At 63.8% G+C, this 26617-nt stretch carries 23 protein-coding genes; 5 read left to right on the top strand and 18 right to left on the bottom strand.

All coding sequences use genetic code 11. The annotated features are described in order from the left end of the window. Positions 1-26: 26 nt before the first annotated feature. The 8 genes from LQK83_RS16615 to LQK83_RS16580 are packed head-to-tail and all read right to left on the bottom strand — an operon-like array spanning position 27 to position 8501. Complete coding sequence (locus LQK83_RS16615; RefSeq protein WP_230838517.1) at positions 27-1472, bottom strand: aldehyde dehydrogenase; 1446 nt, start codon at positions 1470-1472, stop codon at positions 27-29. Positions 1473-1493: 21 nt separating this feature from the next. After that, the gene (locus tag LQK83_RS16610; RefSeq protein ID WP_230838516.1) at positions 1494-2279 is read right to left on the bottom strand and encodes a coniferyl-alcohol dehydrogenase; all 786 of its coding nucleotides are present in this window, start codon (positions 2277-2279) and stop codon (positions 1494-1496) included. 43 nt (positions 2280-2322) lie between these two features. After that, positions 2323-3321 (bottom strand): branched-chain amino acid ABC transporter permease, encoded by a 999-nt coding sequence (locus LQK83_RS16605; protein WP_230838515.1) that lies wholly within the window; start codon positions 3319-3321, stop codon positions 2323-2325. Further along, positions 3318-4214: a branched-chain amino acid ABC transporter permease gene (locus LQK83_RS16600; RefSeq protein ID WP_230838514.1), complete on the bottom strand. Its 897-nt coding sequence runs from the start codon at positions 4212-4214 to the stop codon at positions 3318-3320. The genes LQK83_RS16605 and LQK83_RS16600 overlap by 4 nt, the downstream gene beginning before the upstream one ends. Beyond that, positions 4214-4960 carry an ABC transporter ATP-binding protein gene (locus tag LQK83_RS16595; protein ID WP_230838513.1) on the bottom strand — a complete coding sequence of 249 codons (747 nt, stop codon included), beginning with the start codon at positions 4958-4960 and terminating at the stop codon, positions 4214-4216. Before LQK83_RS16595 ends, LQK83_RS16600 begins: the two co-directional genes overlap by 1 nt. Next, positions 4957-5697 (bottom strand): ABC transporter ATP-binding protein, encoded by a 741-nt coding sequence (locus LQK83_RS16590; RefSeq protein WP_230838512.1) that lies wholly within the window; start codon positions 5695-5697, stop codon positions 4957-4959. Before LQK83_RS16590 ends, LQK83_RS16595 begins: the two co-directional genes overlap by 4 nt. A 16-nt stretch (positions 5698-5713) precedes the next feature. Beyond that, the gene (locus tag LQK83_RS16585; RefSeq protein WP_230838511.1) at positions 5714-7006 is read right to left on the bottom strand and encodes an ABC transporter substrate-binding protein; all 1293 of its coding nucleotides are present in this window, start codon (positions 7004-7006) and stop codon (positions 5714-5716) included. Positions 7007-7049: 43 nt separating this feature from the next. Then, complete coding sequence (locus tag LQK83_RS16580) at positions 7050-8501, bottom strand: aldehyde dehydrogenase (RefSeq protein WP_230838510.1); 1452 nt, start codon at positions 8499-8501, stop codon at positions 7050-7052. A gap of 206 nt (positions 8502-8707) precedes the next feature. On the opposite strand from LQK83_RS16580, the gene LQK83_RS16575 reads away from it, so the two are divergent. Next, positions 8708-9613: a helix-turn-helix domain-containing protein gene (locus LQK83_RS16575; RefSeq protein WP_230838509.1), complete on the top strand. Its 906-nt coding sequence runs from the start codon at positions 8708-8710 to the stop codon at positions 9611-9613. Between the two features lie 226 nt (positions 9614-9839). On the opposite strand, the gene LQK83_RS16570 is transcribed toward LQK83_RS16575, so the two are convergent. The 5 genes from LQK83_RS16570 to LQK83_RS16550 are packed head-to-tail and all read right to left on the bottom strand — an operon-like array spanning position 9840 to position 17039. Next, positions 9840-11735 (bottom strand): AMP-binding protein, encoded by a 1896-nt coding sequence (locus tag LQK83_RS16570; protein ID WP_230838508.1) that lies wholly within the window; start codon positions 11733-11735, stop codon positions 9840-9842. A 51-nt stretch (positions 11736-11786) separates the two neighbouring features. Further along, on the bottom strand, positions 11787-12668 hold the full coding sequence (locus LQK83_RS16565; RefSeq protein ID WP_230838507.1) for a 3-keto-5-aminohexanoate cleavage protein: 882 nt from the start codon (positions 12666-12668) through the stop codon (positions 11787-11789). Between the two features lie 14 nt (positions 12669-12682). Beyond that, positions 12683-13483 (bottom strand): TIGR03084 family metal-binding protein, encoded by an 801-nt coding sequence (locus LQK83_RS16560; RefSeq protein WP_230838506.1) that lies wholly within the window; start codon positions 13481-13483, stop codon positions 12683-12685. After that, on the bottom strand, positions 13480-15486 hold the full coding sequence (locus LQK83_RS16555) for an acetyl/propionyl/methylcrotonyl-CoA carboxylase subunit alpha (protein WP_330166292.1): 2007 nt from the start codon (positions 15484-15486) through the stop codon (positions 13480-13482). Before LQK83_RS16555 ends, LQK83_RS16560 begins: the two co-directional genes overlap by 4 nt. Then, positions 15483-17039: a carboxyl transferase domain-containing protein gene (locus LQK83_RS16550; RefSeq protein WP_269065700.1), complete on the bottom strand. Its 1557-nt coding sequence runs from the start codon at positions 17037-17039 to the stop codon at positions 15483-15485. The genes LQK83_RS16555 and LQK83_RS16550 overlap by 4 nt, the downstream gene beginning before the upstream one ends. Positions 17040-17342: 303 nt before the next feature. Here LQK83_RS16550 and LQK83_RS16545 point away from each other — a divergent pair, with 303 nt between their 5' ends. From LQK83_RS16545 to LQK83_RS16530, 4 genes are all read left to right on the top strand, one after another. Next, on the top strand, positions 17343-17981 hold the full coding sequence (locus LQK83_RS16545; RefSeq protein ID WP_230838504.1) for a TetR/AcrR family transcriptional regulator: 639 nt from the start codon (positions 17343-17345) through the stop codon (positions 17979-17981). Between the two features lie 2 nt (positions 17982-17983). After that, positions 17984-18814: an SDR family oxidoreductase gene (locus LQK83_RS16540; protein ID WP_230838503.1), complete on the top strand. Its 831-nt coding sequence runs from the start codon at positions 17984-17986 to the stop codon at positions 18812-18814. Positions 18815-18857: 43 nt separating this feature from the next. Continuing rightward, positions 18858-20438 carry a long-chain-fatty-acid--CoA ligase gene (locus LQK83_RS16535; protein ID WP_230838502.1) on the top strand — a complete coding sequence of 527 codons (1581 nt, stop codon included), beginning with the start codon at positions 18858-18860 and terminating at the stop codon, positions 20436-20438. Between the two features lie 123 nt (positions 20439-20561). Further along, on the top strand, positions 20562-21350 hold the full coding sequence (locus LQK83_RS16530) for a crotonase/enoyl-CoA hydratase family protein (protein ID WP_230838501.1): 789 nt from the start codon (positions 20562-20564) through the stop codon (positions 21348-21350). A 61-nt stretch (positions 21351-21411) separates the two neighbouring features. Here the strand turns inward: LQK83_RS16530 and LQK83_RS16525 are convergent, their stop codons facing one another. The 5 genes from LQK83_RS16525 to LQK83_RS16505 all read right to left on the bottom strand — a co-directional run bounded on the left by LQK83_RS16525 (position 21412) and on the right by LQK83_RS16505 (position 26566). Further along, positions 21412-22431, bottom strand: coding sequence for a zinc-binding alcohol dehydrogenase family protein (locus LQK83_RS16525; RefSeq protein ID WP_230838500.1), 1020 nt, complete (start codon positions 22429-22431; stop codon positions 21412-21414). 116 nt (positions 22432-22547) lie between these two features. After that, positions 22548-23687, bottom strand: coding sequence for a mannitol dehydrogenase family protein (locus tag LQK83_RS16520; RefSeq protein ID WP_230838499.1), 1140 nt, complete (start codon positions 23685-23687; stop codon positions 22548-22550). Between the two features lie 21 nt (positions 23688-23708). Then, entirely contained in the window at positions 23709-24533 is an 825-nt protein-coding gene (locus LQK83_RS16515; RefSeq protein ID WP_230838498.1) for an amidohydrolase family protein, read from the bottom strand. A 2-nt stretch (positions 24534-24535) separates the two neighbouring features. After that, positions 24536-25546, bottom strand: a complete 1011-nt coding sequence (locus LQK83_RS16510) for an aldo/keto reductase (protein WP_230838497.1) — start codon at positions 25544-25546, stop codon at positions 24536-24538. A gap of 75 nt (positions 25547-25621) precedes the next feature. After that, positions 25622-26566 (bottom strand): ABC transporter substrate-binding protein, encoded by a 945-nt coding sequence (locus LQK83_RS16505; RefSeq protein WP_230838496.1) that lies wholly within the window; start codon positions 26564-26566, stop codon positions 25622-25624. Between the last annotated feature and the right edge of the window lie 51 nt (positions 26567-26617).

Raw genomic sequence — 26617 nt, 5'->3', positions numbered from 1 at the left:
GCATGTTTTGAGATCCCTCAAAGAACTCAGAACGGGTAATGCTGCTGTGAATCTTCGATGGTGATCCAGCGCAGGTCGGTGAATTCCGCAATCGCCGCCTTGCCGCCGAAACGGCCGTAGCCAGAGGCCTTGACGCCGCCGAAGGGCATTTGCGGCTCGTCGTTCAGCGTCGGACCGTTGATGTGGCAGATGCCGCTCTGAATGCGGTCGGCCACGCGCATGGCGCGCTGGACGTCGCGGCTGAAAACCGCGGCCGAGAGACCGTATTCGGTGTCGTTGGCGACGCGGATGGCCTCTTCTTCGCCTTGCACGCGGATGACCGGCTTGACCGGGCCGAAGGACTCTTCCTCGTAGATGGTCATGCCGGGCTTCACATGGTCGACCACGGTGGCCTCGACGATCGCCCCGGTGCGCTTGCCGCCGGCGACGATTTTTCCGCCCTTTGCGGTGGCGTCCGCCATGATCCGATCCATCTTCTCGGCCGCCTGCGGGGTGACGAGCGCACCGAGCACCACATGTTCGCGCGGATTGCCGGCCGGCAGCGCTGCAGCGCGCGCGGACAGCTTCGCCACGAACTCGTCGGCGATCTTCTCGTCGACGATGATACGCTCGGTCGACATGCAGATCTGGCCCTGGTTCATGAAGGCGCCGAAAATGGCGGCATTCACCGCGCCGTCGATATCGGCGTCGTCCAGCACGATGAGCGGCGCCTTGCCGCCGAGTTCGAGCAGCGCCGGCTTCAGGTTTTCGCCTGCGAGACGGCCGATGATGCGGCCGACGCGCGAGGAGCCGGTGAAATTGACATGCTTCACCGCCGGGTTGGAAATCAGCGCCTCGACGATCGCGGCGGCATCTTCGGGCGCATTGGTCACGACGTTGAGAACGCCCTTCGGCAGGCCCGCCTCGTTGAAGCACTCGCCGATGAGGCGATGCACCGCCGGGCAAAGTTCCGACGCCTTCAGGACGACGGTGTTGCCGCAGGCAATCGGCATCGCGACCGCGCGGGTGCCCAGAATGACCGGTGCGTTCCACGGCGCGATGCCGAGGCAGACGCCCTTGGGCTTGTAGACACCCATAGCCAGCGTGTTCGGCTTGTTCGACGGAATGATCTCGCCGCCGATCTGCGTCGTCATCGCAGCAGCCTCGCGGATGATGCCGGCGGCAAGCATGACGTTAAAGCCGGCCCATCCGCCGGTCGCGCCGGTTTCGGCGATCATCGCGGCGATAAAGTCGCCCGCCTTGGCATCCATGATGTCGGCAGCCTTCATCAGGAGTGCGCGGCGCTCGCCAGGGCCGGTCTTCGACCAGCTTTCGAAGGCGGCAGCGGCAGACGCAACGGCGGCATTGGCATCCTCGATGCCGGCAGCGGCCGAGGTCGAGGCAACCGCGCCGGTCACCGGATCAAGCCGTTCGAAGGTCCGTCCGCTGGCCGCAGCCTTTGCCTCGCCGTCGATGAGAAGATGGATGTTCATGGGAGTCTCCGTTCAGATAATTCAGAAGCCGAGAACTTCGGCGTTGATGGATGCTTCAAGCCCGCCGTCGCAGGGAATGTTGGCGCCGTTGATCCAGCGTGCGGCGTCCGAGCAGAGGAAGAGCACGGGCGGTGCGATGTCTTCTGCGGTGCCGGCGCGGCCAACGCGTTCGATATCGCTGTCGACGCGGGGATTGCCGAGCACTTCGCGGAACTGGGTGAGGATCGGCGTTTCGACAGGACCGGGGCTGACCGCATTCACGCGGATTCCGCGATCCTTGAAGACCGGCTCGTGTGCGGCCTGCATGTTCCAAAGAAGCAGCAGTTCCTTGGACAGCGGATAGCCGAATTCGTTATGCAGGCCCTCGGCCCTGAGCACGGCGTCGACATCCGGGAAGCCCTTGACGGCAACCAGTTTCTTCGCCCGCTCCAGATTGGCCCGCCAGCCATAGCCGGCAATGGAGGCAACGTTCACGATGGAGCCGCCCTCGCGGATCTTGGCCGAAACGGCATAGGAAAGCTCGCGCAGCCCGTAGAAATTGATCGCCAGCGTCGGCACGATTCCCGCCTTGCCGGAAATGCCGGCAACATTGCAAAGCGCATCGATGCCGCGCGGCAGCGCTGCGGCAATCGCTTGCACGCCTGCCGCCGAGCCGATATCGCCCTCGACGAAGTGGCCGACCTTGACGTCAGGCTTCCTGACATCAATGCCGATGACATCTGCACCCAGTTGCGCGGCGAGCTCCGCCGTGCGCTTGCCGATCCCGGACGCAACCCCGGTGATGACGATCTTCTTGCCAAAAAGCATGGTTCAATCCTCCTTGATTTTGTTGTGTTCACAGTCGGCGCGATCACTCGCGCACGACATAGCCGACCGGCAGAAGCCGAAGCCCCGTGCGGTCCGCGAAATAGCCCCAGAGCCCCTTGGGCAGGACGAGGGAGAAGATGAGCGCGACGGCGCCAAGGCCGATGAGGTACCAGACGCCTGCGGCGGCAAACCATGTCTCGATCAGGAAGAAGAGGATGGCCCCCAGGATCGCGCCCTCGAACTTGCCGATCCCGCCGACCAGCACCATGAAGATCATGTAGGCCGTCCACTGCACCGAGAAATAGGTCTTCGGCTGGAAGGAAATGGCGGAGGCAAGCCACAGCGCACCTGCTGCGGCAATGCCGCCGGCCGCAATCACGAAGATCAGCCTCTTGGTGCGGATGGCGTCGACGCCAAGCGACGCGGCCGCCTCCTCGCTGTCGCGGATCGCCTGGATGGCGGCGCCCGTCCGGCTGCGCAGCAGGAAGAAGAGCGCCGAGAGAAGCCCGGCCATGGTGGCGAGCGCCAGCCAGTAGATCAGGTTGCGACGGAGCCCGATGTCATAGGCGTTGAGGGAGATCAGCGAGGTGCCGGTTTCGCCCTGGATGAGCGTATCGAGGTTCACCAGCAGGTGCGCGAGTTCGGCCAGAACCCACATGCCGATGGCAAATTCGCCACCCTTCAGCTTCAACATGAAACGGCCAACAGGATAGGCGATGACGGTCGTCACGATGGCGCCGAACGCCATGGCGATGAACGGATCTACACCCAGATTGGCGATGCGGATGGTAAAATAAGCCCCGAGCCCGAAGAAGAGCTGCTGGCCGATCGAAACAAGGCCGCCATAGCCGGCGAGCGCATTCCACATCGCGGCGAGCACGATATAAATGAAGAGCGCGGTGAGGCGATCGACGGCCCCTGCACCGAGCACGGCCGGCGCGATGGCGAGCGCCACGATGGCGGCAACGCAAAGGCAGACGGCAACGACCGAGGCCGTCGTCCAGCGTTCAATGCGGAAGGAAGTGAGGTTGGTCGTGGTCATTTCGCGAGCCCCGCAATGCGTCTCAGCCGATAGGTGAATTCGCCCGGAAGGAAGAGGAAGCGGGCAAAAAGGACCAGGATGAAGGCCAGGTGCCCGCCGATCAGGAAGCCCTGCGGGTGGATCGCCGCCCCCGCCGTCTGCGCCAGCGCCAGCACGATGCCGCCAATGAGCGTGCCCCAGAGCGAGCCCGCGCCGCCGATGATCGTCGCCTCGAAGGCGAAGAGCAGTTGCGCGCCGCCCGCATAGGCGTCGAACGTGGCGCGCATGCCGAGTGCGGCACTGGCAACGCCGATGGAGCCGACGGCAATCGCTGAAGCAATCGCGCTTGCCTTGCGCGCGTCGATCCCGACAATGCCCGCCGTATCCGGATCTTCCGCCGTCGCGCGGATTGCCTTGCCCGTGCCGGTGCGGCTTAGGAAGAGCTGAAGACCGCCGAGAAGCACGATGGCAGCGACGAGCGTCAAGACGCCGATCTGGCCGACAAATATGCCACCGGGAAGTTCAAAGCTGTCCCAGGCGAGATCGCCGATATAGGGTGCAAGCGAGCGGGTATCGGCGCCGAACTGCTCGAAGAGAAGATTGTCGAGCACGATGGACAGGCCGAACGTGGTCAGGATCGGCAGAAGCTCGCCGCCGCGGGCACTGCGTTCCAGCAGGAAGCGCTGAAGCGCCCAGCCGGCGAGCGCCAGAAGCGGTACGAGGGCGAGAAGCCCGACAAACGGCGAAACCTGATAATTCTCGCCGAGATACCAGAGAAAATAGCCGCCGAGGACGAGAAGGCTGCCATGCGCCAGATTGATGACGCGCATCACCGACAGCATGAAGGACAGCCCGCAGGCGATCAGTGCATAATAGCCGCCGAGGACGATGGCTTGGGCGATCTGGTTCAGCATCAGTGTGCTCCCCCCATTCCATGTCCATGGTCATTTCTCTGGCCGCGCTTGAGCCCGAAATAGGCCTCGGTGATCTCGTCGCGGGAGGTCTCTGCCATGGTGCGATCCAGCACGACCTGCCCTTCGAGCATGCAGATCGCGCGGCCGGCAACCGCCATGGCGCGCTTCAGATCCTGCTCGACAAGCACGACGGTCACGCCGGATTTCAGAAGCTCAGCAAGCGAGGCATAGACCTGATCGACCACCAGCGGCGACAGGCCGAGCGAGATTTCGTCGAAGAAGATGACGTCGGGGTTGGTCATCAGCGCGCGGCCGATGGCGGTCGCCTGCTGCTCACCGCCCGACAGTGTGCCGGTCTTGGCATGACGGCGCTTCACGAGGTTCGGGAAGATCGAGAAAATGCGATCGACGGACCAGTCGCCGCCGCGTTTGACGAGGCCGCCGAGCTGCAGGTTTTCCTCAACCGTCATGCGGGCAAAAAGACGTCGCCCTTCGGGAACAAGAACCATGCCGGATTTCACGCGCTCATGTGCCGACAGCGCCGTCACATCCTTGTCCTTGAACAGGATGCGGCCGCTTGCGGGGCGGATCGCGCCGGCCAGCGTGCGCAGAAGCGTCGTCTTCCCTGCGCCGTTGGCCCCGATCATCGCCACGACCTCGCCCGCGCCGACCTTGAGGCTGACGGAGCGCACGGCCTTGAACTGCCCATAGCGGACATCGAGATTTTCAATCGACAGAAGCGTCATTCCGGCGATCCTCCGAGATAGGCCTTGACCACCTCCGGATGGCTCATCACCGCCTGCGGGTCGCCATCGGCAATGATGCGGCCCGCATCCATGCAGATAAGCCGCCGGGCAATCTTCAGAAGCACATGGACGATATGCTCGATCCAGATGACGGAGATGCCGCGCGCCGTGAGTTTCGAAATGGTCTGCACAAGCTCTTCCGCCTCGCTTTCCGTCAGGCCGCCCCCGATTTCGTCGAGAAGCAGCAGCTTGGGGTCAGCAGCCAGCGCGCGGGCCAGCTCCAGACGCTTACGATCGAGCAGGCCGATCGTGTCGGCTTGCCGGTTGGCGATGGCAAGCATGCCGCAGAGGTCGAGCGCTTCAAGCGTCGCCTGATACGCGGCTTCTCGGCCGCGGCCGCCGTTATGCACGGCCGCGACATGGACGTTTTCAAAGACAGTCATCCCGGAAAACGGGCGCGGGACCTGGTGCGTGCGCACCAGTCCCATATGGCAGCGTTGCATGGCGGGGATGGCAGTGATGTCCTTCCCGAAGAAGGCGATGCGGCCTTCGCTTGCCGCATGCGCTCCAGACAGCACGCTGAGGAATGTCGTCTTGCCCGCCCCGTTGGGACCGACAATGCCGACCGCCTCACCCTGGCTCATCGTGAAGTTGACCCCGCTCAGCACCTGGAGCGCACCGAAGCGTTTGGCAACGCCCTTCGCCTCCAGAAGTATTGGTCCCGCCGTCTCTGCCATCGCCTTGTCCCGTTCCTTAAGCGTTATACGGCTGCAGCTTGGCTGCGACGGGTACATTCTTGTCGGTCGCGTTTTCAGTGACCACGAAGTCGTACTTGAACTTCGGGTTCTGCGACTTGACCCACTGACCGCCGATGATCGGGCCGGGCGAAACATTCGGGAACGGACCGCTGGTGAAATCGACCTTGCCGATCATGGTTTCGGTGTTCAGCCCGGCAAGCGACTTGGCGACGGAGGCCTTGTCCTTGGCGTCGCTGGCCTTGTTGAGCGCGGCAAAGCCGGCATCGAAGAGCGACATCGTGGCGCCGAGCTGTTGCGTCCATTCCTTGCCGGTCTTGGCTTCGTAGCCGTCCGCCAGATCGGTGCCGCTCAGACCCGTCAAAGGCGACTTGTACGGGAAGGCCTTGTGCCAGTAGCAGGCGCCGGCGATCTTGTTGCCGAGGCTGCCGAGCGCTTCCACGTCGGACGGGAAGAGACCTGTCTTGGCGACCTGCACGATCTTGACCTGCTTGTGCAGGCCCTGCTGCGCGGCCTGGCGCCAGAAGGCGGCAAAGTCCGGCGGAATCGGAAAGGTGTTGAAGATCTCGACCTTCTCCTTCTTGAACAGAGCGATCTGCGAGGAATAGTCGGTCGTGCCGTCTTCATACGGGCCCGGATCGATGATGGTGAAGCCAGCGGCGGCAAGCTTGGGTGCGAGTGCGGCGCGGATGGCGTTGCCGTCGGCGTCGTTCGGGTACATCACACCGACCTTCTTGTTCGTCTCGATCAGCGACCACTGCGATACATAGGCCTTGTAGAACTCGTCGACGCCGAAGCCGAAATGGTAGGTCCACTTGAAGGGCGACGGCTGGCCGGGCTTGGCGCCACGGCCGAAATACCAGGCTTCCCACGGCATGACGGTCGACAGGCAGGGCACGCCGGCGGCCTCGCAGGCGTCCGAGACCGGATTGATGACTTCCGGCGTGGAAATGACCAGCATCATGTCGATGCCGTCATTGTTGATCAGATCCTTGGCCAGCTGGCCAGCGCGCGAGGGATCCGACTGCGTGTCGCGGTCGAGGATTTCCACGGCATAGGCCTTGCCGCCGAGCGTCACGCCCTTGGCCAGCGTTTCGCGGACCTTTTCCAGCACATAGCCGTCGGTCTGGCCGAAGCCTGCGAGGGGGCCGGTGCGCGGGCTGATGAAGCCCACCTTGAGCTTGGGCGCATCGGCCGCAAGGCCGCGACCGCCGAGCGCAAGAGCCGCAGTGCCGGCGATCGACGCCGACACGAAGCCGCGGCGGCTGATGTTCAGGATGTTCGTCGTCATGGTTTCCTCCCAGTTTGATGACGCATGTTGCAGATAGCCGGGTTCAGATCGGATAGGCGGATGGCCCGGTTTCGATCGAAATCCAGCGAAGTTCGGTAAATTCATCGAGCGCGGAGCTGCCGCCAAACCGGCCGTAGCCGGAGGCCTTGACGCCGCCGAACGGCATTTGCGGTTCGTCTGCCACCGTCGCCCCGTTGATATGGCAGATGCCGCTCTCGATGCGCTTGGCGATCGAAAGGGCGCGGCCGATGTCTCGGCTGAAGACGGCCGATGACAGGCCGTATTCGGAGGCATTGGCGATCGTCACCGCCTCGTCGTCGGAACCGCAGCGCAAGAGGCTGACGATCGGCCCGAAGGATTCCTCCTCGTAGATCCGCATGGCGGGCGTGACGCGGTCCAGCACGGTTGCGTCCAGAAAATTGCCGTGCATGTCGCCGCCGCAGAGAACTTGCGCGCCCTTCGCGACGGCGTCGCTGATCAGCGCCCGGATGCGGGCGGCTGCGAACTCGTTGATGACCGGCCCGAGCGGAAATTGCTGGCTGCGCGTGTCCCCGGCGATGATCCCGCGCGCACGCTCCACGAACTTTGTGACGAAGCCGTCGGCAATCGCCTCATGCAGGATGATCCGCTCCGTCGACATGCAGATCTGGCCCTGGTTCATGAAGGCCCCGAAGGCGGCGGCCTTGACCGCCTCGTCGATGTCTGCATCGTCGAGCACGATCAGCGGCGCCTTGCCGCCCAGTTCCAGCAGGCAACGCTTGAGATGCCGCGCCGCCTTTTCCGCGATCTGGCGACCGACACGCGTCGAGCCGGTGAAATTGATGCGCCGCACCGCCGGATGCTCGATCAGCGCATGCACGATCCGCTCGGCCTCGGGCGGCGCATTGAGGATGACGTTGAGCACGCCGGCCGGAAGCCCCGCGTCCTGCAGGACCTCGCCGATAAGGCGATGGGTGCGCGGGCAGAGTTCGGAACCTTTCAGCAGAACCGTATTCCCGCAAGCAAGTGCCATGGCAATGGCCCGAACACCCAGAATGACCGGTGCATTCCAGGGCGCAATGCCGAGACAAACGCCGACCGGCTGCCGGTAGGCCATGGAAAACGAACCTGGCCTTGACGAGGGCACCACTTCGCCCGTGACCGCGTTCGTCATCGAGGCCGCCTCGATGAAGATGTTCTGGGCGACGGTCACGTTGAACTCGGCCCATTCCCGCGTGGCGCCGAGCTCGTCATACATCGCCTCGCAGAACGCGGACTGCATGTCCAGGAGCTTTTCGGCCGCCTTCATGAGAATGTCGCGGCGAAAGGACGGGCTGGCTTCAGACCACGCCGGAAAGGCAGAGGCCGCGACATTTGCGGCATGGCGCGCATCCGCGACGGTCGCGGCAGAGGCGACGGTAACCACGTGGTCGGAAATGGGGCTTCGGCGCTCGAACACGGCGGAGCCCGTCGCATCGACATCCTTGGCATTGATCAGCAATTTTGCATCAAGCATCGCCAGCCTCCCAGCCCGGGAGAAAGGTCTGCGCATCAGCGCCTGAACCTTTATCTGCCGCCGCGCTTGATTTCGCGCATGTCAGGCAGATCCGCCTCCTCCCATAAGGCACGATAACCTTAGGCGCGGCTTTCAATTTCAGGAATGTTGTTTATTGGCATTAATTTGATATTTTTTGGGTAATTGCAGTTCATTTGGAGCAGACCATGAACAGTCAGGCTGGCATTAGCGTCGAGCAGTTTCGCGGCGAGACGTTCACTCCGACGCTTTTTCGGCGGATCGTCAAACCCGGCCGCCCGCCCTACGGCCAGTTTTTCCATGTCTTCGTGTTGATCGACGGTCATGCACAGGCGGAGTTCTCGCAGGAATCGCATGCGCTCTCGGAACAGGCAGCCTTCACATTCCCGGCCTCCGTAGCGCCGACGCTTTCGATCGATCCGGGCGCGGAAGCGCTCCTCGTTGGCCTGTCGCAGGAGCTTCTGATCGATGCGATCGGCAACAAGGCGGAGTCGGTGCTGCTGCGCACCTTTACCGAACGGCCGGCCATCGTGACGCTGGATGCTGCGTCAACAGAGACATTTGGCGACCTGATCAACCTCGCCAGGGGATTCATCAAGGAGGTGATGGTTCCGGGCCGCGGTTCGGATCTGGCGATTGCCGGCTATGCCCGGCTCCTGATGATGACGCTATGGCGGACCGGTGAATGGGAAAAGCCGACTGCGACCGGGCACGGTCTGGACGTCGCGATCCTGCAGCGTTTCCGCCAGTTGGTCGAACTGCACTTCCGCGAGCGCCGTCCCATGGCTTTCTACGCCAAGTCTCTCGGGCTCAGCCACGACAGGCTGCATGCCATCTGCACGCGCACGCTGGAGCGGACACCGAAGGCCCTGATCCAGCAGCGGATCATGCAGGAGGCGAACCTTCGGCTGGAGCGCTCGGCGAGCTCCATCCAGGAGATTGCCGCGCAACTCGGCTTTCCGGACCAGACCTATTTCAGCCACGCCTATAAGCGGGTAACCGGAATATCGCCTCATGACTACCGGCGCCGGATCACGGGACCGGAGGGGCGCGCAGCACACGCCGTTTCCCCGGAATATTTCGACTGGCCTTAAGGCGGAAAAGTCTGAGGAAACCCCGCCCATCTGGGTGCAACTTTGCAGACCAATCGACGGACATCGCCATAGGCTCTTTGGAGCAAGAGGGTCCATTGCCGATATCTGCAAAATTCGAGGTACCGAAGGGAAAGGTCGAACGCAATGCACAAGTCCGCCGGCACTTTCGATCTGACGCGGCCGGCGGAAGGAGGCTCAGGATCGCATTCCGGCAAGCAACCGGTCTTCAGTATGACTCAAGACCGATGATCTCGCTTGCAAAATGGTAGACAGCCAACCGGTGCTTGAGGGCGTCCAGCGTAGCGATGGGCGTGACGGGTGGTGGCTCAATGATGACAAGCAGACCGTGGCGCGGGTCATGTCGGGCCGTTATTACCACGGTGTCACCGAGCATACCGTTTGCCCATGAGCGCACCTCCTCCACCGCGGCCCGCTCCCGGAGCGCTGGCTTGAAGATCTTGCCGACGGCCGTCAGCGGCATGGCCGGAACAATGGAGACCGCGACCGGCACGGCCGCGCGTTCAGCGATCAATTCAGCGCTGAAGGCACGCAACACATCTGCTTCGGCTTCGTGGCCGGCGCGCAGCTGGACGAAGGCAACGGGCAATTCGCCGGCATAGGCATCCGGCCGGCCGACGGCCGCAGCCAGTTCCACCGCAGGATGACGATAAAGCGCCTCCTCGATCACCAGCGGATCGATATTGTGACCGCCGCGAATGATGACGTCCTTCGAGCGGCCGGTGAGCCAGAGATAGCCTTGCGCATCCTTGCGCCCCAGATCGCCCGTGTCGAACCAGCGGCCACCCTTGCTCCAGTTTGGCCTCGCCTCCCCCGGCAAGGGGTCATACCAGGCGCTCTCGTTATGCGCCGCATCGAGATAGCCGCCGAAGACCTGCTCGCCGCGCACGAGGACATGGCCGGCTTCGTCGGCTTCGCAGACATGCGCGATGCGGCCGGCCTCGACTCTCGCGACAATGATCTCCGTGAAAGGCAGGCGAAAGCCGACGGAGCCGATGCGGCATTCGCCCGTCGCCGGGTTCATCGCGCCGAAGCCATGAAGCTCGGTCATGCCCCAGCCTTCGACAATCTGCCGGCCGAGCCGCTGCTCCACCTGACGCGCCGTTTCCAGAGGCATCGCCGCGCCGCCCGCATGGCAGAGGCGAACGGAGGAGATATCGGCGTTCTCGACCGGAACATTCATCACCGCGCTCCAGCTCGTCGGCACCATGGCGACCACGGTCGGTCGGAAACGTTCGACATGCCGCCAGAAATTCGCAATCACATCGCGATTTCGAAAGCCCGTCGCCGTCATCAGCACGATTTCGGCGCCGAGCGAGAGCGGCATCAGACCCGCCGCATAGCCGCCACCGACATGAAAGGGCGGCAGGCCGTTGAACACGATCTCGTCTTCGCCCTTGCACCAGGCCGATCCCAGCGCCCAGCAATGGTGCGCGATGCCGCCATGGTTGTGCACCGCGAGCTTCGGCGTGCTGGTCGTTCCGCCCGTGTGGAAGAGGGCCGCGATATCATCGGGCGCCGGCGCGCGCCAGAAATCCGGCCGGGTCTGCGGCTGGCCCGACAGGGCGTCATCGATGGAGCGAACGGCATCATCTGCCCCGCCAGGCTGCCCCCCCACGCGGAAGACATGCAAGGGCGTGTCCAGCGCCGCGAGAATGGCCGGCAGCTTGTCGATGATGCCCGGAAGAACGCTTGCGTCCGGCACCAGCAGGACTTTTGCCTTGGCGGCTTTCAGCAAGGCGGCGATATGCGCGGGCTCGAGCAGGAAATTGACCGGATTGGCCCGGCCCACCAGATGCGCGCCGATCATCGCCGCGAAGGCATCCGGCACGGTAGCAAGCAGCATCGAGACGGCGTCCCCCGGCCCCACTCCGCATTGGCGGAAGAGATGCGCCATCGCATGAATGCGCCGCAGCAGTGCACCATAGGTGACGGTTTCGACGGGCGTGTCCGCCGCCCCGCTCTGCAGCGCCCGGATCGCGACCCTTTCCGGACTACGCTCCGCGACACGGGCGATCTGCTCATAGACCGAGCCTCTGGCCCAGACGGCCTCGGCCGTCGTTTCTTCAAGCGTTTCGATATCGCGCAGCGATGCAATCGGCATGTCACGTCCTCCTCGTGAAATCCTTTCGTTTCTATGGTCTGTTCTGGCGCGTCAGCCCTGGCGGGCGCCTGTCCCGAACAGCATCGCGCGCGCCTCCTGAGGCGTCGCGATATCGCGGCCTTGCCCGCGGGCGGTCGAGACGAGCGCTTCGATGAGATCGCCATTGCCGCGTGCCCGCGAGCCGTCTGGCAGGTAGAACGTGTCCTCCAGCCCGGTGCGCAGCATGCCGCCAAGCCGGGCGGCGGCGGCATGGACCGGCCATATCTCCTCCCGACCGATCAGCGTCGCCTGCCAGCGCGACCCTTCCTGCAGATAGTCCTTCAGGATTGGCAGCAGGCGCGCATCGACCGGCATGCCCGAGGCCACGCCCATCACGAGATTGTATTGTGCCCGCTTGAGCATGCCGTTGGCGATATACATGGCCACCGAGCGGACGATGCCGGTGTCGAAGCACTCCATTTCCGGCAGCGTGCCGGTCTCGCCCATCACGTCGAGAAAATCCTGCACCTTGGAGGGCGGATTGTCGAAGACCATGGGCGGCCAGGCCCATTCGCCATTGGAGCGGATCTTCAGATAGTTCAGCGTGCCCGCATTGCAGGCCGCGATTTCCGGCTTCAGTGCGCGCACGACATCGAGCGGCCCCTGATAATCCGGGCCGACGACGCCGGTCGTGGCATTGATGATGATGCCCGGACAGGCGGCGCGGATCGCCTCGACGATCTCGCCGGCCACGGCCGGCTCCCAGGAGGGAAGATGGCCTTTGCCCGGCTCCTGCCGGCGGAAGTGGATATGGATGATCGCCGCGCCTGCATCATAGGCCTCGCGCGCAGACGCCGCGCATTGCGCCGGCGTCACCGCGATATTGTGCAGGCTCGGGTCGGTCAGAACGCCATTCAGCGCGCAGGTGACGATGGCTTTTTCGGGTGCAGTCATCTGAATATCCAATCCTACTTCTCAACCGCGCGGTGCCGCGAACCGGCAACGGGCGGCTTTTCCGGCGGCCCGGCAAAGCATTGCGCATGGTCCATCCATGTCCGCGCCACATCGCCTTCGATCACGAGGGCGGTATCGGCGACCGCCCTCGTCTGCGTGACCACGGCGGCGAAATCCACAGCCGGGCCGGAAATGCGCCCCGCACCTGCCTCGCCAAAGGTCCAGACCTCACCGGACGGCGCCGTCAGCGTCAGTTCCGGCATGGTGTCCGGAACCGCCAGGCGATGAACCTGGTGCGACCAGCCGAATGTGTTGACGCCGAGCACGACGAGATTGCGGATGCGGTCGCTTTCCGGCCGCACCCGGCCGAGCAGATCGAACACCTCGAAGCCATGCGCCCAGGTCTCCATCTGCCTCGCCGTGATCGCCGAGCGTGCCGACATGCTGGGGCCGACCCAGGAAATGCGCTGCCTGGGATCGATCCCGGCAAAGCGCGCGGCGATGTCCTCCGCCGTGTCCTTCCAGAGCGTGAAGAGCGCATGGCCGCGCTCCGCGATCGTCCCGTTTTCGTAAGAGCGAAGCCCGCCCTTGGTCAGCGCCGCCATCAGCGGATCGAGCATCGCCTTGAAGCCCGCCTCGTCGGTGGCGGCGAGATCGACGGCCTTGTTCCAGAAATGCAGGTGGACGAGCACGTCATTGATCGTCCAGCCCTTGAACTGGGTAGGCTTGGAGAAAGTGGCCTCGCTCTCCCCTTCGAGAAGGGCGGCGAGCGTGCGGCTTTCCTCCAGGAAATCAGCGGCTTCCTTCAGGCTCATGCGGCGTCCTCCTCGATTGCAACCATCAGCGTCCCGGCCGCGAGCTGCTGGCCCTTGGCGATGCGGATTTCCGCGATCGTGCCGCGCACGGTCGCTTTCAGCGTATGCTGCATCTTCATCGCCTCCAGCACCGCCAGCGGCTGACCGGCCTCGACCGTCTGGCCCGGCTCGACCAGGACGGAGACGACAAGTCCCGGCATGGGGGCAACGACGCGGCCGGAGCCTGCCGCCGCGGCTGCGTCCTCCCACGGGCGATGCGGCTTCAGCGAAAAGCGGCGCGGACCGATGGCCAGCAGCAGTTCGCCATCGCGGCGCTCGCTCCAGAGCACGGTCTGGCGCTTGCCACCGGCCAGAAGCACCGCCTCATGCCCCTCGATGCGGACAATCTCGATCGCATGTTGCCAAGCGCCGCCCTCGGCCATCGTCCAGACCTTTCCGGCGCAGAGGCCGGTGAGGCGGCGAAGTTGGCCGGCAAGCGTCAAGTCGAGACGCGAGGCGAGAGGTGCTGCGGACTGAAAGCCGATCAGGCTCTCATCCGGCAGGGTCGAGGCCGCGAGCGCCTTGCGGCTTTCGAGATGAACCTTCAGGGCCGCCCCCATGGCGAGGCTGAGAGTGTCGATCCCGGTCTCCTTCACGCCATCGGGATAGTTCTCGCCGATGAAGGCGGTCGTGGCGCGCCCGTCGGCAAAGTCTGGGCGCTCCAGAATGTCGATCAGGAATTCGGCATTGGTGGAAAGCCCCAGCACCGCCGTTTCCTTCAGCGCCCCGATCAGCCGCCGCCGGGCAACATCGCGCGTCGGGCCATGGGCGATCACCTTGGCGAGCATCGGATCGTAGAAGGGCGACACCGTCTGCCCGGTCACGATGCCCGCATCGATGCGAACGCCGGGACCGCTCGCCGGCTGCCAGAGCGCGATATCGCCCGTCACCGGCAGGAAGCCCCCCGCCGGGTCTTCGGCATAAAGCCGCACCTCGATGGCGTGGCCGTCGAGCCGCAGCTCGCCCTGGCTCAGCGGCAGCGGCTCGCCTTGCGCCACGGCGATCTGCATGGCGACGAGATCGAGCCCCGTCACCATTTCCGTCACCGGATGCTCGACCTGAAGCCGCGTGTTCATTTCGAGGAAATAGAATTCGCCGCGCTCATCCAGCAGGAATTCGACCGTGCCCGCGCCGCGATAATCCACCGCGCGCGCCGCCTCGACCGCCGCCTTGCCCATGCGGGCGCGGAGCTCCGGCGAAACGACCGGCGACGGGGCCTCCTCGACCACTTTCTGATGCCGGCGCTGCACCGAGCAGTCGCGTTCGCCGAGATGGATGACATGGCCATGCGCATCGGCAAAGACCTGGATTTCGACATGGCGCGGCCGGCGCACGGCCTTTTCGAGAATGAGATCGCCGGAGCCGAAGGCGCTCAGCGCTTCCGCCCGCGCCCGCGTCAACGCATCCGCCAACTCGACAGGCTCTTCGACCAGCCGCATGCCGCGCCCGCCGCCACCGGCAGAGGCCTTGACCATGACCGGGAAGCCGATGCGATCCGCCTCCGCGATGAATGTCGCGTCGCTCTGGTCGAGCCCTTCATAGCCCGGAACGCAGGGCACGCCGGCGGCGATCATGGCGCGCTTGGCACCCGCCTTGTCGCCCATGACCCGGATCGCCTCGACCGGCGGCCCGATGAAGACGAGACCGGCCGCCGCGACGGCTTGAGCAAAACCGGCATTTTCCGAGAGGAACCCATAACCCGGATGGATCGCCTCGGCGCCGCTCAATCGCGCGGCCTCGATGATCTTTTCCGGCCGGAGATAGCTTTCGCCCACCGGACCGGGACCGATCAGGACCGCCTCGTCGGCCAGCGCCACATGCGGCGCGCCGCGATCGGCTTCGGAATAGACGGCGATCGTGCGCAGGCCGAGCGTCCGCGCCGATCGGATGACGCGGCAGGCGATTTCGCCGCGATTGGCAATGAGGATCGAGGAAAAGCGGGACGTAATCATGGGCATACTCATGGGCGGGCGACCCCGAAGCTGTTGGGACGGAGGGCGCGCTGGCGCGCCTCAAGGCAGGTCAGCAGGCAGAAGGCGATGACGCTGCGGCTGTCGCGCGGATCGATCAGCCCATGGTCGAGCACCCGGCCGGATGTGTAGAAGGGCGAGGACTGCCGGTCGAACAGCGACTTGATCGCCGCTTCCTGCGCCGCAAGCTTCTCCTCGTCCAGCGCATCGCCGCGGCGGGCGGCACCGGCACGCGCGACGGTGGACATGGTGCGCGCCGCCTGCTCGCCACCCATGACGCCGCTCTGGCTGCTCGGCCAGGCGAAGAGGAAGTCGGGCTCGAAGGCAATGCCGGCCATGCCGTAATTGCCCGCCCCGAAGCTCGCGCCGACATAGAGCGTGATCTTCGGCACCTTGGCATTCGCAACCGCCTGGATCATCTTCGATCCATGCTTGATCATGCCGGCCTGCTCATAAGCCGTGCCGACCATGTAGCCGGTCGTGTTGTTGAGGAAGACGAGCGCCGTACCCGCTTGCTCGCAAGCCTGGATGAAATGCGTGGCCTTGGTCGCACCGGCCGGATCGATCGGCCCGTTATTGCCGAGAATGCCGACGGCAACGCCGTGAATGGAGGCCTGGAGGCAGACCGTCTGCGGGCCATAGCCGGGCTTGAACTCGGTGAATTCCGAACCGTCCACCAGCCGCGCGGCAAGCTCCCGCACGTCATACGGCACCTTCATGTCGAGCGGCACGAGCCCGGCGATCTCGTCGCTGGAGAGACGTGGTGGCGCAAACATACGGGCGACCGGCTGCATGTCGCGGTTCCAGTCGAGCCGCGCCATGACGTCCCGGGCCATGGCGATGGCGTGAATGTCATCCTCGGCGAGATATTCGACGAGGCCGGAGACGGTGGCATGCATTTCGGCCCCGCCCAGATCCTCCTCCTTCGCCTTCTCGCCGGTGGCGGCATAGACGAGGGCGGCACCGGCCAGCGCTGCCATGCCGTTCTTGCGCACGCCGATCACATAGTCGGACATGCCGGGCATATAGGCCCCGCCGGCGGTGGACGGGCCGTGCAGAACGGCAATGGTCGGCAGGCCCGCGGCCGAAAGCCGGGCGAGATTGCGGAACACCGCCCCGCCCCGCGCCCAGTCGTCGACGACATAATTCATCAGGTTGGCGCCGGCACTTTCCACCAGATGGATGAAGGGCAGCTTCTGGCGCAGTGCGATCTCCTGCATGGAAAGCATGGCCTGCAATGCAAACGGGCTGAGCGCACCGGCATTGATGCCGCTGTCGTCCACGACGATCATCGCCCGCACACCGGACACGAAGCCGATGCCGCCGATGAAGGTTGAGCCCGGAACGGAAGCCGCCTCATCCTTCGTATCCGCCATGTAGCCTGCGAGGCTGTGCAGTCTGAGATACGGCAGACCGGGATCGAGCAGGCGTGCCAGCCGCTCACGTGGCGTGATCTGACCACGCTCTTCAAAACGGGCTCGGCGCTTTTCCGAAGCCGTTTCGGCCCGTGCCTCGAGGGCGCGAAGCTGCTTCACGGTCTCAAGCATGCCAGCCCTGTTTGCGATGAATTCCGGCGCCCCGGCATCGACCTGCGTTTGAAATGCCACGTCTTTCCTCCCTGTCCGGTCTGCGCAACTTACCCGGCCCGCAAAACTGTCCGGCTTGCTGGCGAAGCACTCCTCAGGCTTCGCCGGCCCGGCTCCAGAACCGGCCTCAACCGAACTCTTTTTCATTCGCTCTGTCGAGCACTTGAAAACAAACCGTTCGTACGGTATGTCTGCCATAACATGATCAAGGCCGTCAAGCCGGCTCGCGAAAATGACGCAGCAGACGAACACAAGAGGGGAGCCATGACGACAGTCGATGAAACAGAGAAGGGCCCACGCAAGCAGGCGGACCGGGTGCGCGACATGCAGGACCGGCTGATCGCCGCGACCGTAATATGCCTCGACCGCTACGGCTATTCCGGCACCTCCATTTCGGCGATCCAGGATGCGGCAGGCGTCTCGCGCGGCGCGATCCTGCATCATTACCCGTCGCGGCAGGAGCTGATTGCCGCGACCGCCGCCCGGCTTCTCGACGCGGCGCTGCGGCCGACGCAGGAAGGACGGCCGGGGCGCGGCGACGGGGCGAAGAATCTCGAAGAACTGCTGCTGTTCTATTGGCGGCAGGTGATGAACGTGCCGGAAGGCCGCGCCTTCATCGAAATCCTTGTCGCCTGCCGCACCGACGAGGCGCTGGAATCGGCGCTTTCCGATCTCTTCACCACCTGGGATGCGAAGGTCGCCGAAACTGCCCGCCACCGCTTTGCCGCCTTCACCGAAGACCCGGACGATGCCGCCCTTCTCTGGTCGGTCGCCCGCACCTTCCTGCGCGGCCTGATCATCCATTCCCGCTTCGTCGACAATCCGGCGCACCTGGAAAACATGGTCCGCCGTTTCGCCGCGCTGATCTCGCCGCAAATTTCCCTCAAGACCCGGGCGCATTGACCATGACAGAAACACTCAAGGGCAAGACCCTCTTCATCACCGGCGGCAGCCGGGGCATCGGCCGCGAGATTGCGCTGCGCGCCGCGCGCGAGGGCGCCCATGTCGTCATCGCCGCCAAGACGTCCGAGCCGCATCCGAAACTGCCCGGCACGATCCATTCCACCGTCGCCGAGATCGAGGCGGCCGGCGGGCGCGGTCTGGCGCTGATGCTGGATGTGCGCGATGCCGATGCAGTCGAGGCAGCGGTCGCGCAGGCAGCCGGTCACTTTGGCGGCATCGACGCGCTGATCAACAATGCCGGGGCGATCGGCCTGACGCCGCTTGCCGAGACCGGTGTCAAGCGCTTCGACCTGATGATGCAGATCAACGCCCGCGCTGTCTTCGTTACGGCGAAAGCCGCCCTGCCCTTTCTGAAGCAATCGGCCAATCCGCATATTCTGAGCCTCTCGCCGCCCCTCAATTTCGAGCCCCACTGGCTGAAGCCCTATATCCCCTACACGGTCACCAAATATGCCATGACGATCCTGTCGCTCGGTCTTGCCGAGGAGCTGCGCGCCGATGGCATTGCCGTCAACACGCTGTGGCCGAAGACGACGATCGCCACGGCCGCCGTCGAACACGAGGTGGATGCGAGCCTGCTCGCCCGCTCGCGCCATCCTGCCATCATGGCGGATGCGGCCCATGCCATCCTGACCTCGCCGGCCAACACTTACACCGGCCAGACGACGATCGACGAGGACGTCTTGCGCGCCCGCGGCGTCACCGATTTTTCCGCCTACAGTGTCGACGCGCAAGTGGAGGACCTTGCGCTCGACCTCTACGTGGACCCCTGACGGACATCGACATCTGAGCACATCACACCATGGGAGGAGAGACATGCTCAATTACAGCGTCATTCTGGAGGACGCAGCGCGCACGCTGCCCGGCAAGACCGCTTTCATCTTCGGCGAAAACCGCTGGAGCTTTCAGGAACTGGATCAGGCAGCCGCCCGCATAGCAACGGGCCTGAAGGCGATCGGCGTCGAACCAGGAGACCGGGTCGCCGTCAGCTGCCCCAACGTGCCCTATATCCCGATGATCATGTTCGGCGTGCTGAAGGCCGGCGCGGTCTATGTGCCGCTCAACATTCTTTTGAAAACGGAGGAGATCGCCTATCACCTGCGGGACTGCCAGGCGAAGGCCTTCCTCTGCTTCGAAGGCAACGAGGCATTGCCGATGGGCGTCTGGGGCCATGCGGCCTTCGAGATGGTGCCCGGCTGCGGCATGCTGATTGCCATCACCGCCGACCCCGCCGCCACCTCCCCCTTCGAGGGCTGCCCGACGCTCGGCCAGATCATGGCCGCCTCTGCGCCGCTCAACGAACCCGCGCCGACCAACCCGGACGACACCGCGATCATCATCTACACCTCCGGCACGACCGGCGACCCGAAGGGTGCGGAACTCACCCATTCCAACGTGATGATGAACACCTTCCTGCTGCGCGATCTGATGCAATACCAGCCGACCGACGTGTCGCTGCTGGTCCTGCCGCTCTTCCATGTCTTCGGGCTGATCGTGCAGATGTCGTCCGGGATTCTGGCCGGCATCACGCATGTCATCCAGCCGCGTTTCGATCCGGAAACCGTGCTGCAGGCCATGGCGCGGGAAAATGTCAGCGTCTTCTGCGGCACGCCGACCATGTATTGGGCGTTGCTGCATCACGACAGCCCGACCGCGCCGGACCCGGTCAGCATCGGCCGCCACCTGCGCTGCTGCATCTCCTCCGGCCAGTCCATGCCGGGACCGACGCTGAAGGCGTTCGAGGAGAAGTTCTCGACCACGATCATCGAGGGCTACGGCATGTCGGAAGCCTCGCCGGGCATCACCTTCAACCGGCTGGAGATGCCGCGCAAGATCGGCTCGGTCGGGACACCCTTCTGGGGCATCAATGTGCGCATCGTTGATCCCGACGACCGCGATGTGGCCCCGGGCGAAACCGGCGAAATCATCTGCCGCGGCCATAATGTCATGAAGGGCTATTTCAATGCGCCGGAAAAGACGGCGAAGGCGCTGCGCGGCGGCTGGCTGCATACCGGCGATATCGGCCGCTTCGACGAAGATGGCTATCTCTATATTGTCGACCGGCTGAAGGAGATGATCATCCGCGGCGGCGAGAATGTCTATCCCACCGAGGTCGAGAAGATGCTGGCCGAGCACCCCGCCATTTCGCTCGTCGCCGTCATCGGCACGCCGGACGAGAAATACGGGCAGGAAATCAAGGCCTGCGCTGTGCTAAAGGCAGGCGCAAGCCTGACGGAAGACGAGTTCATCGCCTGGGCGAAAAACCGCATGGCGGCGACGAAATATCCCCGTAAGGTCGAGTTCATGGCGCAATTGCCGATGACGGCAACCGGCAAGATCCTCAAGAAGGAACTGGCGCGGCGCGAGCTTGCCAAATGCCTGCCGGAACCGGCTTAAGCAAAGCAATTCCAGCGAAAGTGGAAGCCGGTTTCGCGTCCGGAATTGCGCAAAAGCAAGCAGATGGACCATTTCAGTGTTTTTATGAAACGCTGAAATGGTCTGAGGCAGAAAGGACCCACGATGGAAGACTACGAAACCCTGACGCTCACCGTGGACGCGCGCGGCGTTGCCACCTGCACGCTCAACCGGCCGGAAAAGCGCAATGCGATGACCGACCGGATGCTGTCCGAGCTCATCGGCATGGCCGGCCGCATGTCGGCCGATCCCGCCATCCGCGCCGTCATCCTCACCGGCGCGGGAGACTTCTTCTGCGCCGGCGGCGACCTCGCCTGGATGAAGCAGCAGATCGAGGCCGACCGCCCCACCCGCATGAAGCAGGCGCGGGTGCTCGCCGATGCGCTGCAGGCGCTCAACACGATGGAAAAGCCCCTGATCGGCCGCATCAACGGCAGCGCCTTCGGCGGTGGGCTTGGACTGATGAGCGTCTGCGATGTCGCCATCGCGCCGGTGACTGCGCAATTCGGCTTCACCGAAACGCGGCTCGGGCTCATCCCTGCCACCATCAGCCCCTATGTTCTGGCGCGCATGGGCGAGGGCAAGGCGCGCCGCGTCTTCATGTCGGCACGGCTCTTTTCGGCGCAAGAGGCGGTGACGCTGGATCTTCTGGCAAGGACAGTCCCGGCAGGCGAACTCGACGCGGCCATTGAGGCCGAAGTCACGCCCTACCTTTCTGTTGCCTCGGGTGCTGTTGCCGCCTCCAAACGGCTGGCCCGCTCCTTAGGTGCCCGCATTGAGCCGGACGTGATTGAAGCGACGATTGCCGCGCTCGCCGACACCTGGGAAACAGAAGAGGCGCGTCACGGTATCGAAGCATTCCTCACCAAAGCGTTGCCGCGCTGGGCGCGTTAAACGGCGTGTTGTCCCTTACCTCCAGCCGGCGCTCGAGCACCTCCGATTGGAAATCGATCGCTCAGCCACGCTCGATGACGATCTTCAGCGCGTCGGGGCTTTCGCGCCAGTACGGGAAAGCGGCCTCCGCCTCGTCGAAAGGGAAGACCTTCGAGATGAGCAGATCGGCGGTGTCGCCGATCTTTTCCAGATGCGCGATGACCGTTGTGAAATCGTCCATCGTGGCGTTGCGCGAGCCCATGATGTCGAGTTCCTTCAGATTGAAGAACTTGGTGTCATAGGTGACGGGCGCTTTTGAGTAGCCGATATAGACGACGCGGCCGGCAAAGCAGGCGAGATCGATGGCCTGCACGAAGGTTTCCGGGAGGCCCACGGCCTCGACGGCGACATCGACGCCATCGCCATTCGTCCATTCCGCCACGCGTGCGGCAACGTCCTCGGTCCGGCCATTGACGGTCACGCTCGCGCCGAAGGCGCGGGCAATCTCCAGCTTCTTTTCGCTCATGTCGATGGCCAGCACTTCAGCGCCCTTCGCCACCGCGCCGATCAACGCGCCCATGCCGATCATCCCGCAACCGATCACGGCAACCTTGTCGCCCTTTTCGACGCGGCCGCGCTCCACGGCATGGAAACCGACAGACAGCGGCTCGACCAGTGCCAGCCGATGCGGCTCGAGCGTATCGTTGAGGATCAGTTTCTCCTGCGGCAGGACGATCTCGTCTGCCAGCCCGCCATCCTGCTGGACACCGAGCGTGCGATTGTAGCGGCAGGCGTTCAGCCGGCCCTTGCGGCAGGAACTGCATGTTCCGCAATTGGTATAGGGCATGACGATGACGCGCGCCCCGACGCCCATCGTCGGGCCGACGCCCTCGCCGGCCTCCAGGATTTCCCCACCGATCTCGTGACCCGGGATGCGCGGGAGCGCCACCAGCGGGTTGAGGCCGCGATAGGTGTTCAGATCGCTGCCGCAGAGCCCGACATGGCGCACACGGACGCGCACCTCGCCGGTGCCGAGCGGCTGGCTTTCTACCATGCGGAAACGGGCGGTATTCTCAGCCTCGATTGTCAGCGCTTTTCTCATTGCCAGCTCCCTTGGGGCGTATACAGCGAAATCCGGGATCGCCTGAAACGCTCTGTCTCTTTATTTTGAGGTCACATCGAACGCGAAACCGGTTCCCGCTTTCGCTGAATGTTTTGCTAGGCCGTCTCTTCCAGCATCGCGGCAAGAAACGGCTGGGTCAGGCCGAGCGACCCGCCCGCCTCGACCATCGGCCGGATGCGACGGGCGATCTTCTCAAGATGGTTGTTGGCGATGTCCGAAAGACGATGCACCAGGAAGGGGTTGAGGAAACGATCCAGGACCTCCGCCATATAAGCCGCCGCCTCGTCCCCCAGCCCCCGGGCGGCCATCACCGGCAGAACCTCGCCGCGCCATACTGCCTCAAGATCGGCCCGCACGGCCGGAACGCTCAGGATTTCGCGCACTGTCTCCGTTGCCGATCTTTCCTCTTTCCGCCACCGGTCCGCCAGGAATGTATGGCCGAGATTGAGGATGTGCAGCTTCAGCGTTTCGTAACGCTGAAGATCGGGCGTCACGACGATGGCCGGGTGCTGGCAGGGAAGGACAAGCCCGTCCTGCTGGCCCACCGCCCAAAGCGCATAGGGCTCCGCCACCGCGCCGACCGGCTCGATGGGTTCGGAGACGATCCGGTCCACCAGGCTGTTGGCGAAACGGCAATGCGTCTCGAGATAGGAAAAGAAGCTTTCCGGAAAGCCCCAGTCGCGGGCAAGATCCACGACGATTGCCCGCAAACGCTCGCCGTTCTTCTCGATCAGTTCGCAGGGAAAGAGCGAGACCGGCTGCTGCGGAGCGGCTTCCGAGCGCTCCAGCAGAAGAGCTGCAATCTTCGCCGGAAAACTGCGCGGCGCCGTGCTGCGATCACCGATGCTGTCGCGCGTGTCCTGCGGATCAAGCGCAAAGCCTTTATCGCCGGTGTTGGAAATGATGACGCGAGCGGCCACTGCAGCACGACGCACCGCCGGCCAGTCGCTCCCGGCAAACAGCGCCTTGCCGATCGCCTGGCCCTGAAGCTCCTCATCCACGACCTTGCCATCGGCGAGGCCGCGCACGCGGACTGGATAAGCAGCCCCCGAAGCGAGTGCAGCGACGCGCTTCGCGCTCTGCGCGCTGCCCGTCGTCTGCACCAGCGTGATCTTGCCCAGCGCCTCGCCGGACGCCAGTGCCTGCGAGATGAAGAGGTCGGCATGGGCCAGCAGAAACCGGCTGGTGCCGAATTGCAGGATCGGATTTTCGCCGGTGTGTTGAGAGGATTGCATGTTTCGGTTCCTGTTTCCGGGTCAGCGACCCGGCTTGAGGCGGTAAAAATCCATGGCATTTCCGCCAAAGACAGCGTCGTGATGTTCGGCTGGCACGATGTCGAGGCACTGGTCGAGCCAGGTCCGATAGTCGCTCACCAGGTTGACGACCGGCCAGTCGCTGCCCCAGATCGTCCTCTTCTCGCCGAAAAGTTCAAAGATTGTCTCCGCATAGGGCCTCACCGCTTCGGGGCGCTGATCGCCGGCCTCGACAAGCAGGCCGGAGAGCTTGCAGGAGACGTTCGGCAGGCGGGCAAGCGCCGCAAGCCTTTGGCGCCATTCAACATATTTGCCTTGAGCGATCAGAGGCTTCGCACCATGATCGACGACAATTCGCAGATCCGGATAGCGCTCGGCAAATCGCGTCAACGGCGCCATGTGGCGTGGGAGGATCAGACCGTCGAAAGCAAGATCGTGCGCAATCATGGCGGCCACAGCCGGCGCGAGGACCGGATCATCGATCCAGTCGGCATCTTCAAGGCCCTGCAGCATCGGCCGGATGCCCTTGAGCTCTTGATGCTGGGCAAGCGCTGCGATGGTCTCGCTTGCATCCGCGGCCTTCATGTCGACCCAGCCGACAACACCGAGAATGAAATCGTTCTGCCTGGCGAGATCGAGAAGAAAGAGCGTATCATCGACCTCCGGCAGGGATTGCACCACCACCGTTCCATCGACCCCCGCCGCTTTCAGGACAGGCTCGAGATCGACGGGCAGGAAATCATGGCAGATAGCGGCGAGTTCCGGCGGAGGCCACTGGCCTTGCCGGCGCTCCATCAGCCAGAAATGCTGGTGTGAATCGATGCGCATTGTCATGCCTCTTCCGACGGGAGAGGAACACCCTCTCCAACCAGACCACGCAACCGCAATTCTCGCCAGAAAGCCAACGGAATTTCTTCCTCGAACGAGGCGATGTTGGATGAAATCTGCGCCGCGTTGCGCGCGCCGGATACGACACTGACCACGGCCTTGTGGGCCATCGGAAACTGAAGGGCTGCGGCCTGAAGGCTGACATTCATGTCGCGGCAGACGGCCTCGAGTGCATCGGCCCGCGCCAGCACATCGGTCGGCGCTTCCTCGTAATTGAATTTCCGGTTTCCGGCGAGAATGCCCGAATTGAAGACGCCCGCCGCAACGATTGCGACCCCGGCCGCGGCGCATTCGTTCATGAAGGAAAGGCTTTCCTGTTCCAGAAGTGTATAGCGCCCGGCCAGCATCGCGACGTCGATGTCGAAAACCTGCATCGCATCGCGGATGACTTCGAATTCGTTGACACCGAGGCCAACGGCTTTGACCAGTCCCTGATCGCGCAATTCGCCGAGCGCCTTGAAGCCGCCGCCGGTCAGCTGCGACCAATAGTGCTCGTTCTTTTCTTCATGCGTGACGGTGCCGATATCGTGGATAAAGAGAATGTCGGGCGCATGGATGCCGAGCCGCTGCCGACTGTCCTCGAAGGATCGCATGACGCCGTCATAGCTGTAATCGAAGACCGGGCGGAAGGGCAGCGGCGCGGCGAAACCGTCGGATTCATCACCCACCAGGTCATCCGGCTGCATGACACGACCGACCTTGGTGCTGACGACGTAATCCTGCCGGTCGAAATCGGTGAGCATGGTCCCGAGCCGCCGCTCGGAACGGGTATAGCCATAATAAGGCGCGGTATCGAAATAGCGGATGCCGGCGTCCCAGGCAGCGGTAAACGCGCCCTTCGCTTCTTCATACGGCGTCACCCGGTAGAGATTTCCCATCTGGGCGCAGCCGAGACCGATCACGGAGAGGCTCAGGTCGCAGCGGGGAAGTTTGCGCGTTTCGGACGCTTTCATCGACATCGATCCTTGGGACATCAATCCTCGGGGAGAAGAACGCGCGCCGGACGAGCCCGGCGCGCGCAATGCTGCTCAGTAGAGAACGTTCTTGGCTTCCGGCTTGTCGATGTTTTCCTTGGTAACAAGGACCACACCCGTATCGATGAACTTCTCGACCTTTTCCTTCTTCAGGACCTTTTCGAGCGTTTCGATGCCCTTTTCGCCCATCTGGTAGGAGCTCTGCACGACGATGGCATTCAGCGTGCCGTCCTTGACGAAGTTCTGCAGGTCGGTATTGCCGTCAAAGCCGATGGCGACGATCTTGCCAGCCTTGCCGGCCTGCACGATGGCGCGGCCCATGCCGATGGCGGTCGGCTCATTGGCGCCGAAAATGCCCTTCAGGTCCGGGTTGGCGGCGAGCACGTCGGTCGTCTGGTTGAGAGCGGTCGCCATCTGGGACTGCGAGTAGAACGGACCGACGACCTGAAGCTTGGAATGCGCCTTCAGATAGTCGACGAAGCCGCCGACGCGGCCGATTTCAGAACCGGCACCTGCCACGTAGGACATGACGGCAACCTTGCCTTCCTGACCGACCTTGTCGATCATCGCCTGAGCGGCCAGTTCACCGGCCTTCTTGTTGTCGGTCGACAGGAACGCCTGGTAATACTTGTCGGCGTCCTTGTTGAGCATGGAGTCGATGATCACGACCGGGATATGGGCTTCCCACGCCTTCTTGACGGCAGGAACCAGAGCGTCCGGATCGGACGGCGCGAGCACGATGCCGGCCACCTTGCGGTTCACGGCGTTCTCGACCATGTTCACTTCGTCGGCAATCGCGGACTCCGATGCCGGGCCCTGGAATGTCATGGTGTACTTGCCGTTTGTCTTCTTGATCGCAGCATCTGCGCCCTTCTGGACGTTCTGCCAGTAGTTGGAGTTCACCGTCTTGACGATGACGGCGATTTCGTCGGCGGCGTTGGCCGGTGCGACCCAGAACGCGGCTGCGGTTGCCAAAGCGGCGAACACGATCTTCTTCATGTATTCCTCCCAGTAGGTGGCTTGGTAGCCGGTTGAGACAAGGAGCGACCG

The organism is Rhizobium sp. C1, assembly GCF_021026335.1.
In the GTDB taxonomy this organism is placed as follows: Bacteria; Pseudomonadota; Alphaproteobacteria; order Rhizobiales; family Rhizobiaceae; genus Ensifer_A.
The sequence above is the reverse complement of the archived record's forward strand: the minus strand, read 5'-3'. Positions and strand labels throughout refer to the sequence as shown.

What these genes read in the sequence shown, in the direction of transcription:
- LQK83_RS16505 (WP_230838496.1), bottom strand. Translation starts at nt 26,566, where the DNA reads ATGAAGAAGATCGTGTTCGCCGCTTTGGCAACCGCAGCCGCGTTCTGG.
- LQK83_RS16520 (WP_230838499.1), bottom strand. Translation starts at nt 23,687, where the DNA reads ATGCAATCCTCTCAACACACCGGCGAAAATCCGATCCTGCAATTCGGC.
- LQK83_RS16575 (WP_230838509.1), top strand. Translation starts at nt 8,708, where the DNA reads ATGAACAGTCAGGCTGGCATTAGCGTCGAGCAGTTTCGCGGCGAGACG.
- LQK83_RS16565 (WP_230838507.1), bottom strand. Translation starts at nt 12,668, where the DNA reads ATGACTGCACCCGAAAAAGCCATCGTCACCTGCGCGCTGAATGGCGTT.
- LQK83_RS16510 (WP_230838497.1), bottom strand. Translation starts at nt 25,546, where the DNA reads ATGAAAGCGTCCGAAACGCGCAAACTTCCCCGCTGCGACCTGAGCCTC.
- LQK83_RS16550 (WP_269065700.1), bottom strand. Translation starts at nt 17,039, where the DNA reads ATGCTTGAGACCGTGAAGCAGCTTCGCGCCCTCGAGGCACGGGCCGAA.
- LQK83_RS16540 (WP_230838503.1), top strand. Translation starts at nt 17,984, where the DNA reads ATGACAGAAACACTCAAGGGCAAGACCCTCTTCATCACCGGCGGCAGC.
- LQK83_RS16530 (WP_230838501.1), top strand. Translation starts at nt 20,562, where the DNA reads ATGGAAGACTACGAAACCCTGACGCTCACCGTGGACGCGCGCGGCGTT.
- LQK83_RS16525 (WP_230838500.1), bottom strand. Translation starts at nt 22,431, where the DNA reads ATGAGAAAAGCGCTGACAATCGAGGCTGAGAATACCGCCCGTTTCCGC.
- LQK83_RS16545 (WP_230838504.1), top strand. Translation starts at nt 17,343, where the DNA reads ATGACGACAGTCGATGAAACAGAGAAGGGCCCACGCAAGCAGGCGGAC.
- LQK83_RS16560 (WP_230838506.1), bottom strand. Translation starts at nt 13,483, where the DNA reads ATGAGCCTGAAGGAAGCCGCTGATTTCCTGGAGGAAAGCCGCACGCTC.
- LQK83_RS16555 (WP_330166292.1), bottom strand. Translation starts at nt 15,486, where the DNA reads ATGAGTATGCCCATGATTACGTCCCGCTTTTCCTCGATCCTCATTGCC.
- LQK83_RS16580 (WP_230838510.1), bottom strand. Translation starts at nt 8,501, where the DNA reads ATGCTTGATGCAAAATTGCTGATCAATGCCAAGGATGTCGATGCGACG.
- LQK83_RS16515 (WP_230838498.1), bottom strand. Translation starts at nt 24,533, where the DNA reads ATGCGCATCGATTCACACCAGCATTTCTGGCTGATGGAGCGCCGGCAA.
- LQK83_RS16570 (WP_230838508.1), bottom strand. Translation starts at nt 11,735, where the DNA reads ATGCCGATTGCATCGCTGCGCGATATCGAAACGCTTGAAGAAACGACG.
- LQK83_RS16610 (WP_230838516.1), bottom strand. Translation starts at nt 2,279, where the DNA reads ATGCTTTTTGGCAAGAAGATCGTCATCACCGGGGTTGCGTCCGGGATC.
- LQK83_RS16605 (WP_230838515.1), bottom strand. Translation starts at nt 3,321, where the DNA reads ATGACCACGACCAACCTCACTTCCTTCCGCATTGAACGCTGGACGACG.
- LQK83_RS16600 (WP_230838514.1), bottom strand. Translation starts at nt 4,214, where the DNA reads ATGCTGAACCAGATCGCCCAAGCCATCGTCCTCGGCGGCTATTATGCA.
- LQK83_RS16595 (WP_230838513.1), bottom strand. Translation starts at nt 4,960, where the DNA reads ATGACGCTTCTGTCGATTGAAAATCTCGATGTCCGCTATGGGCAGTTC.
- LQK83_RS16535 (WP_230838502.1), top strand. Translation starts at nt 18,858, where the DNA reads ATGCTCAATTACAGCGTCATTCTGGAGGACGCAGCGCGCACGCTGCCC.
- LQK83_RS16615 (WP_230838517.1), bottom strand. Translation starts at nt 1,472, where the DNA reads ATGAACATCCATCTTCTCATCGACGGCGAGGCAAAGGCTGCGGCCAGC.
- LQK83_RS16585 (WP_230838511.1), bottom strand. Translation starts at nt 7,006, where the DNA reads ATGACGACGAACATCCTGAACATCAGCCGCCGCGGCTTCGTGTCGGCG.
- LQK83_RS16590 (WP_230838512.1), bottom strand. Translation starts at nt 5,697, where the DNA reads ATGGCAGAGACGGCGGGACCAATACTTCTGGAGGCGAAGGGCGTTGCC.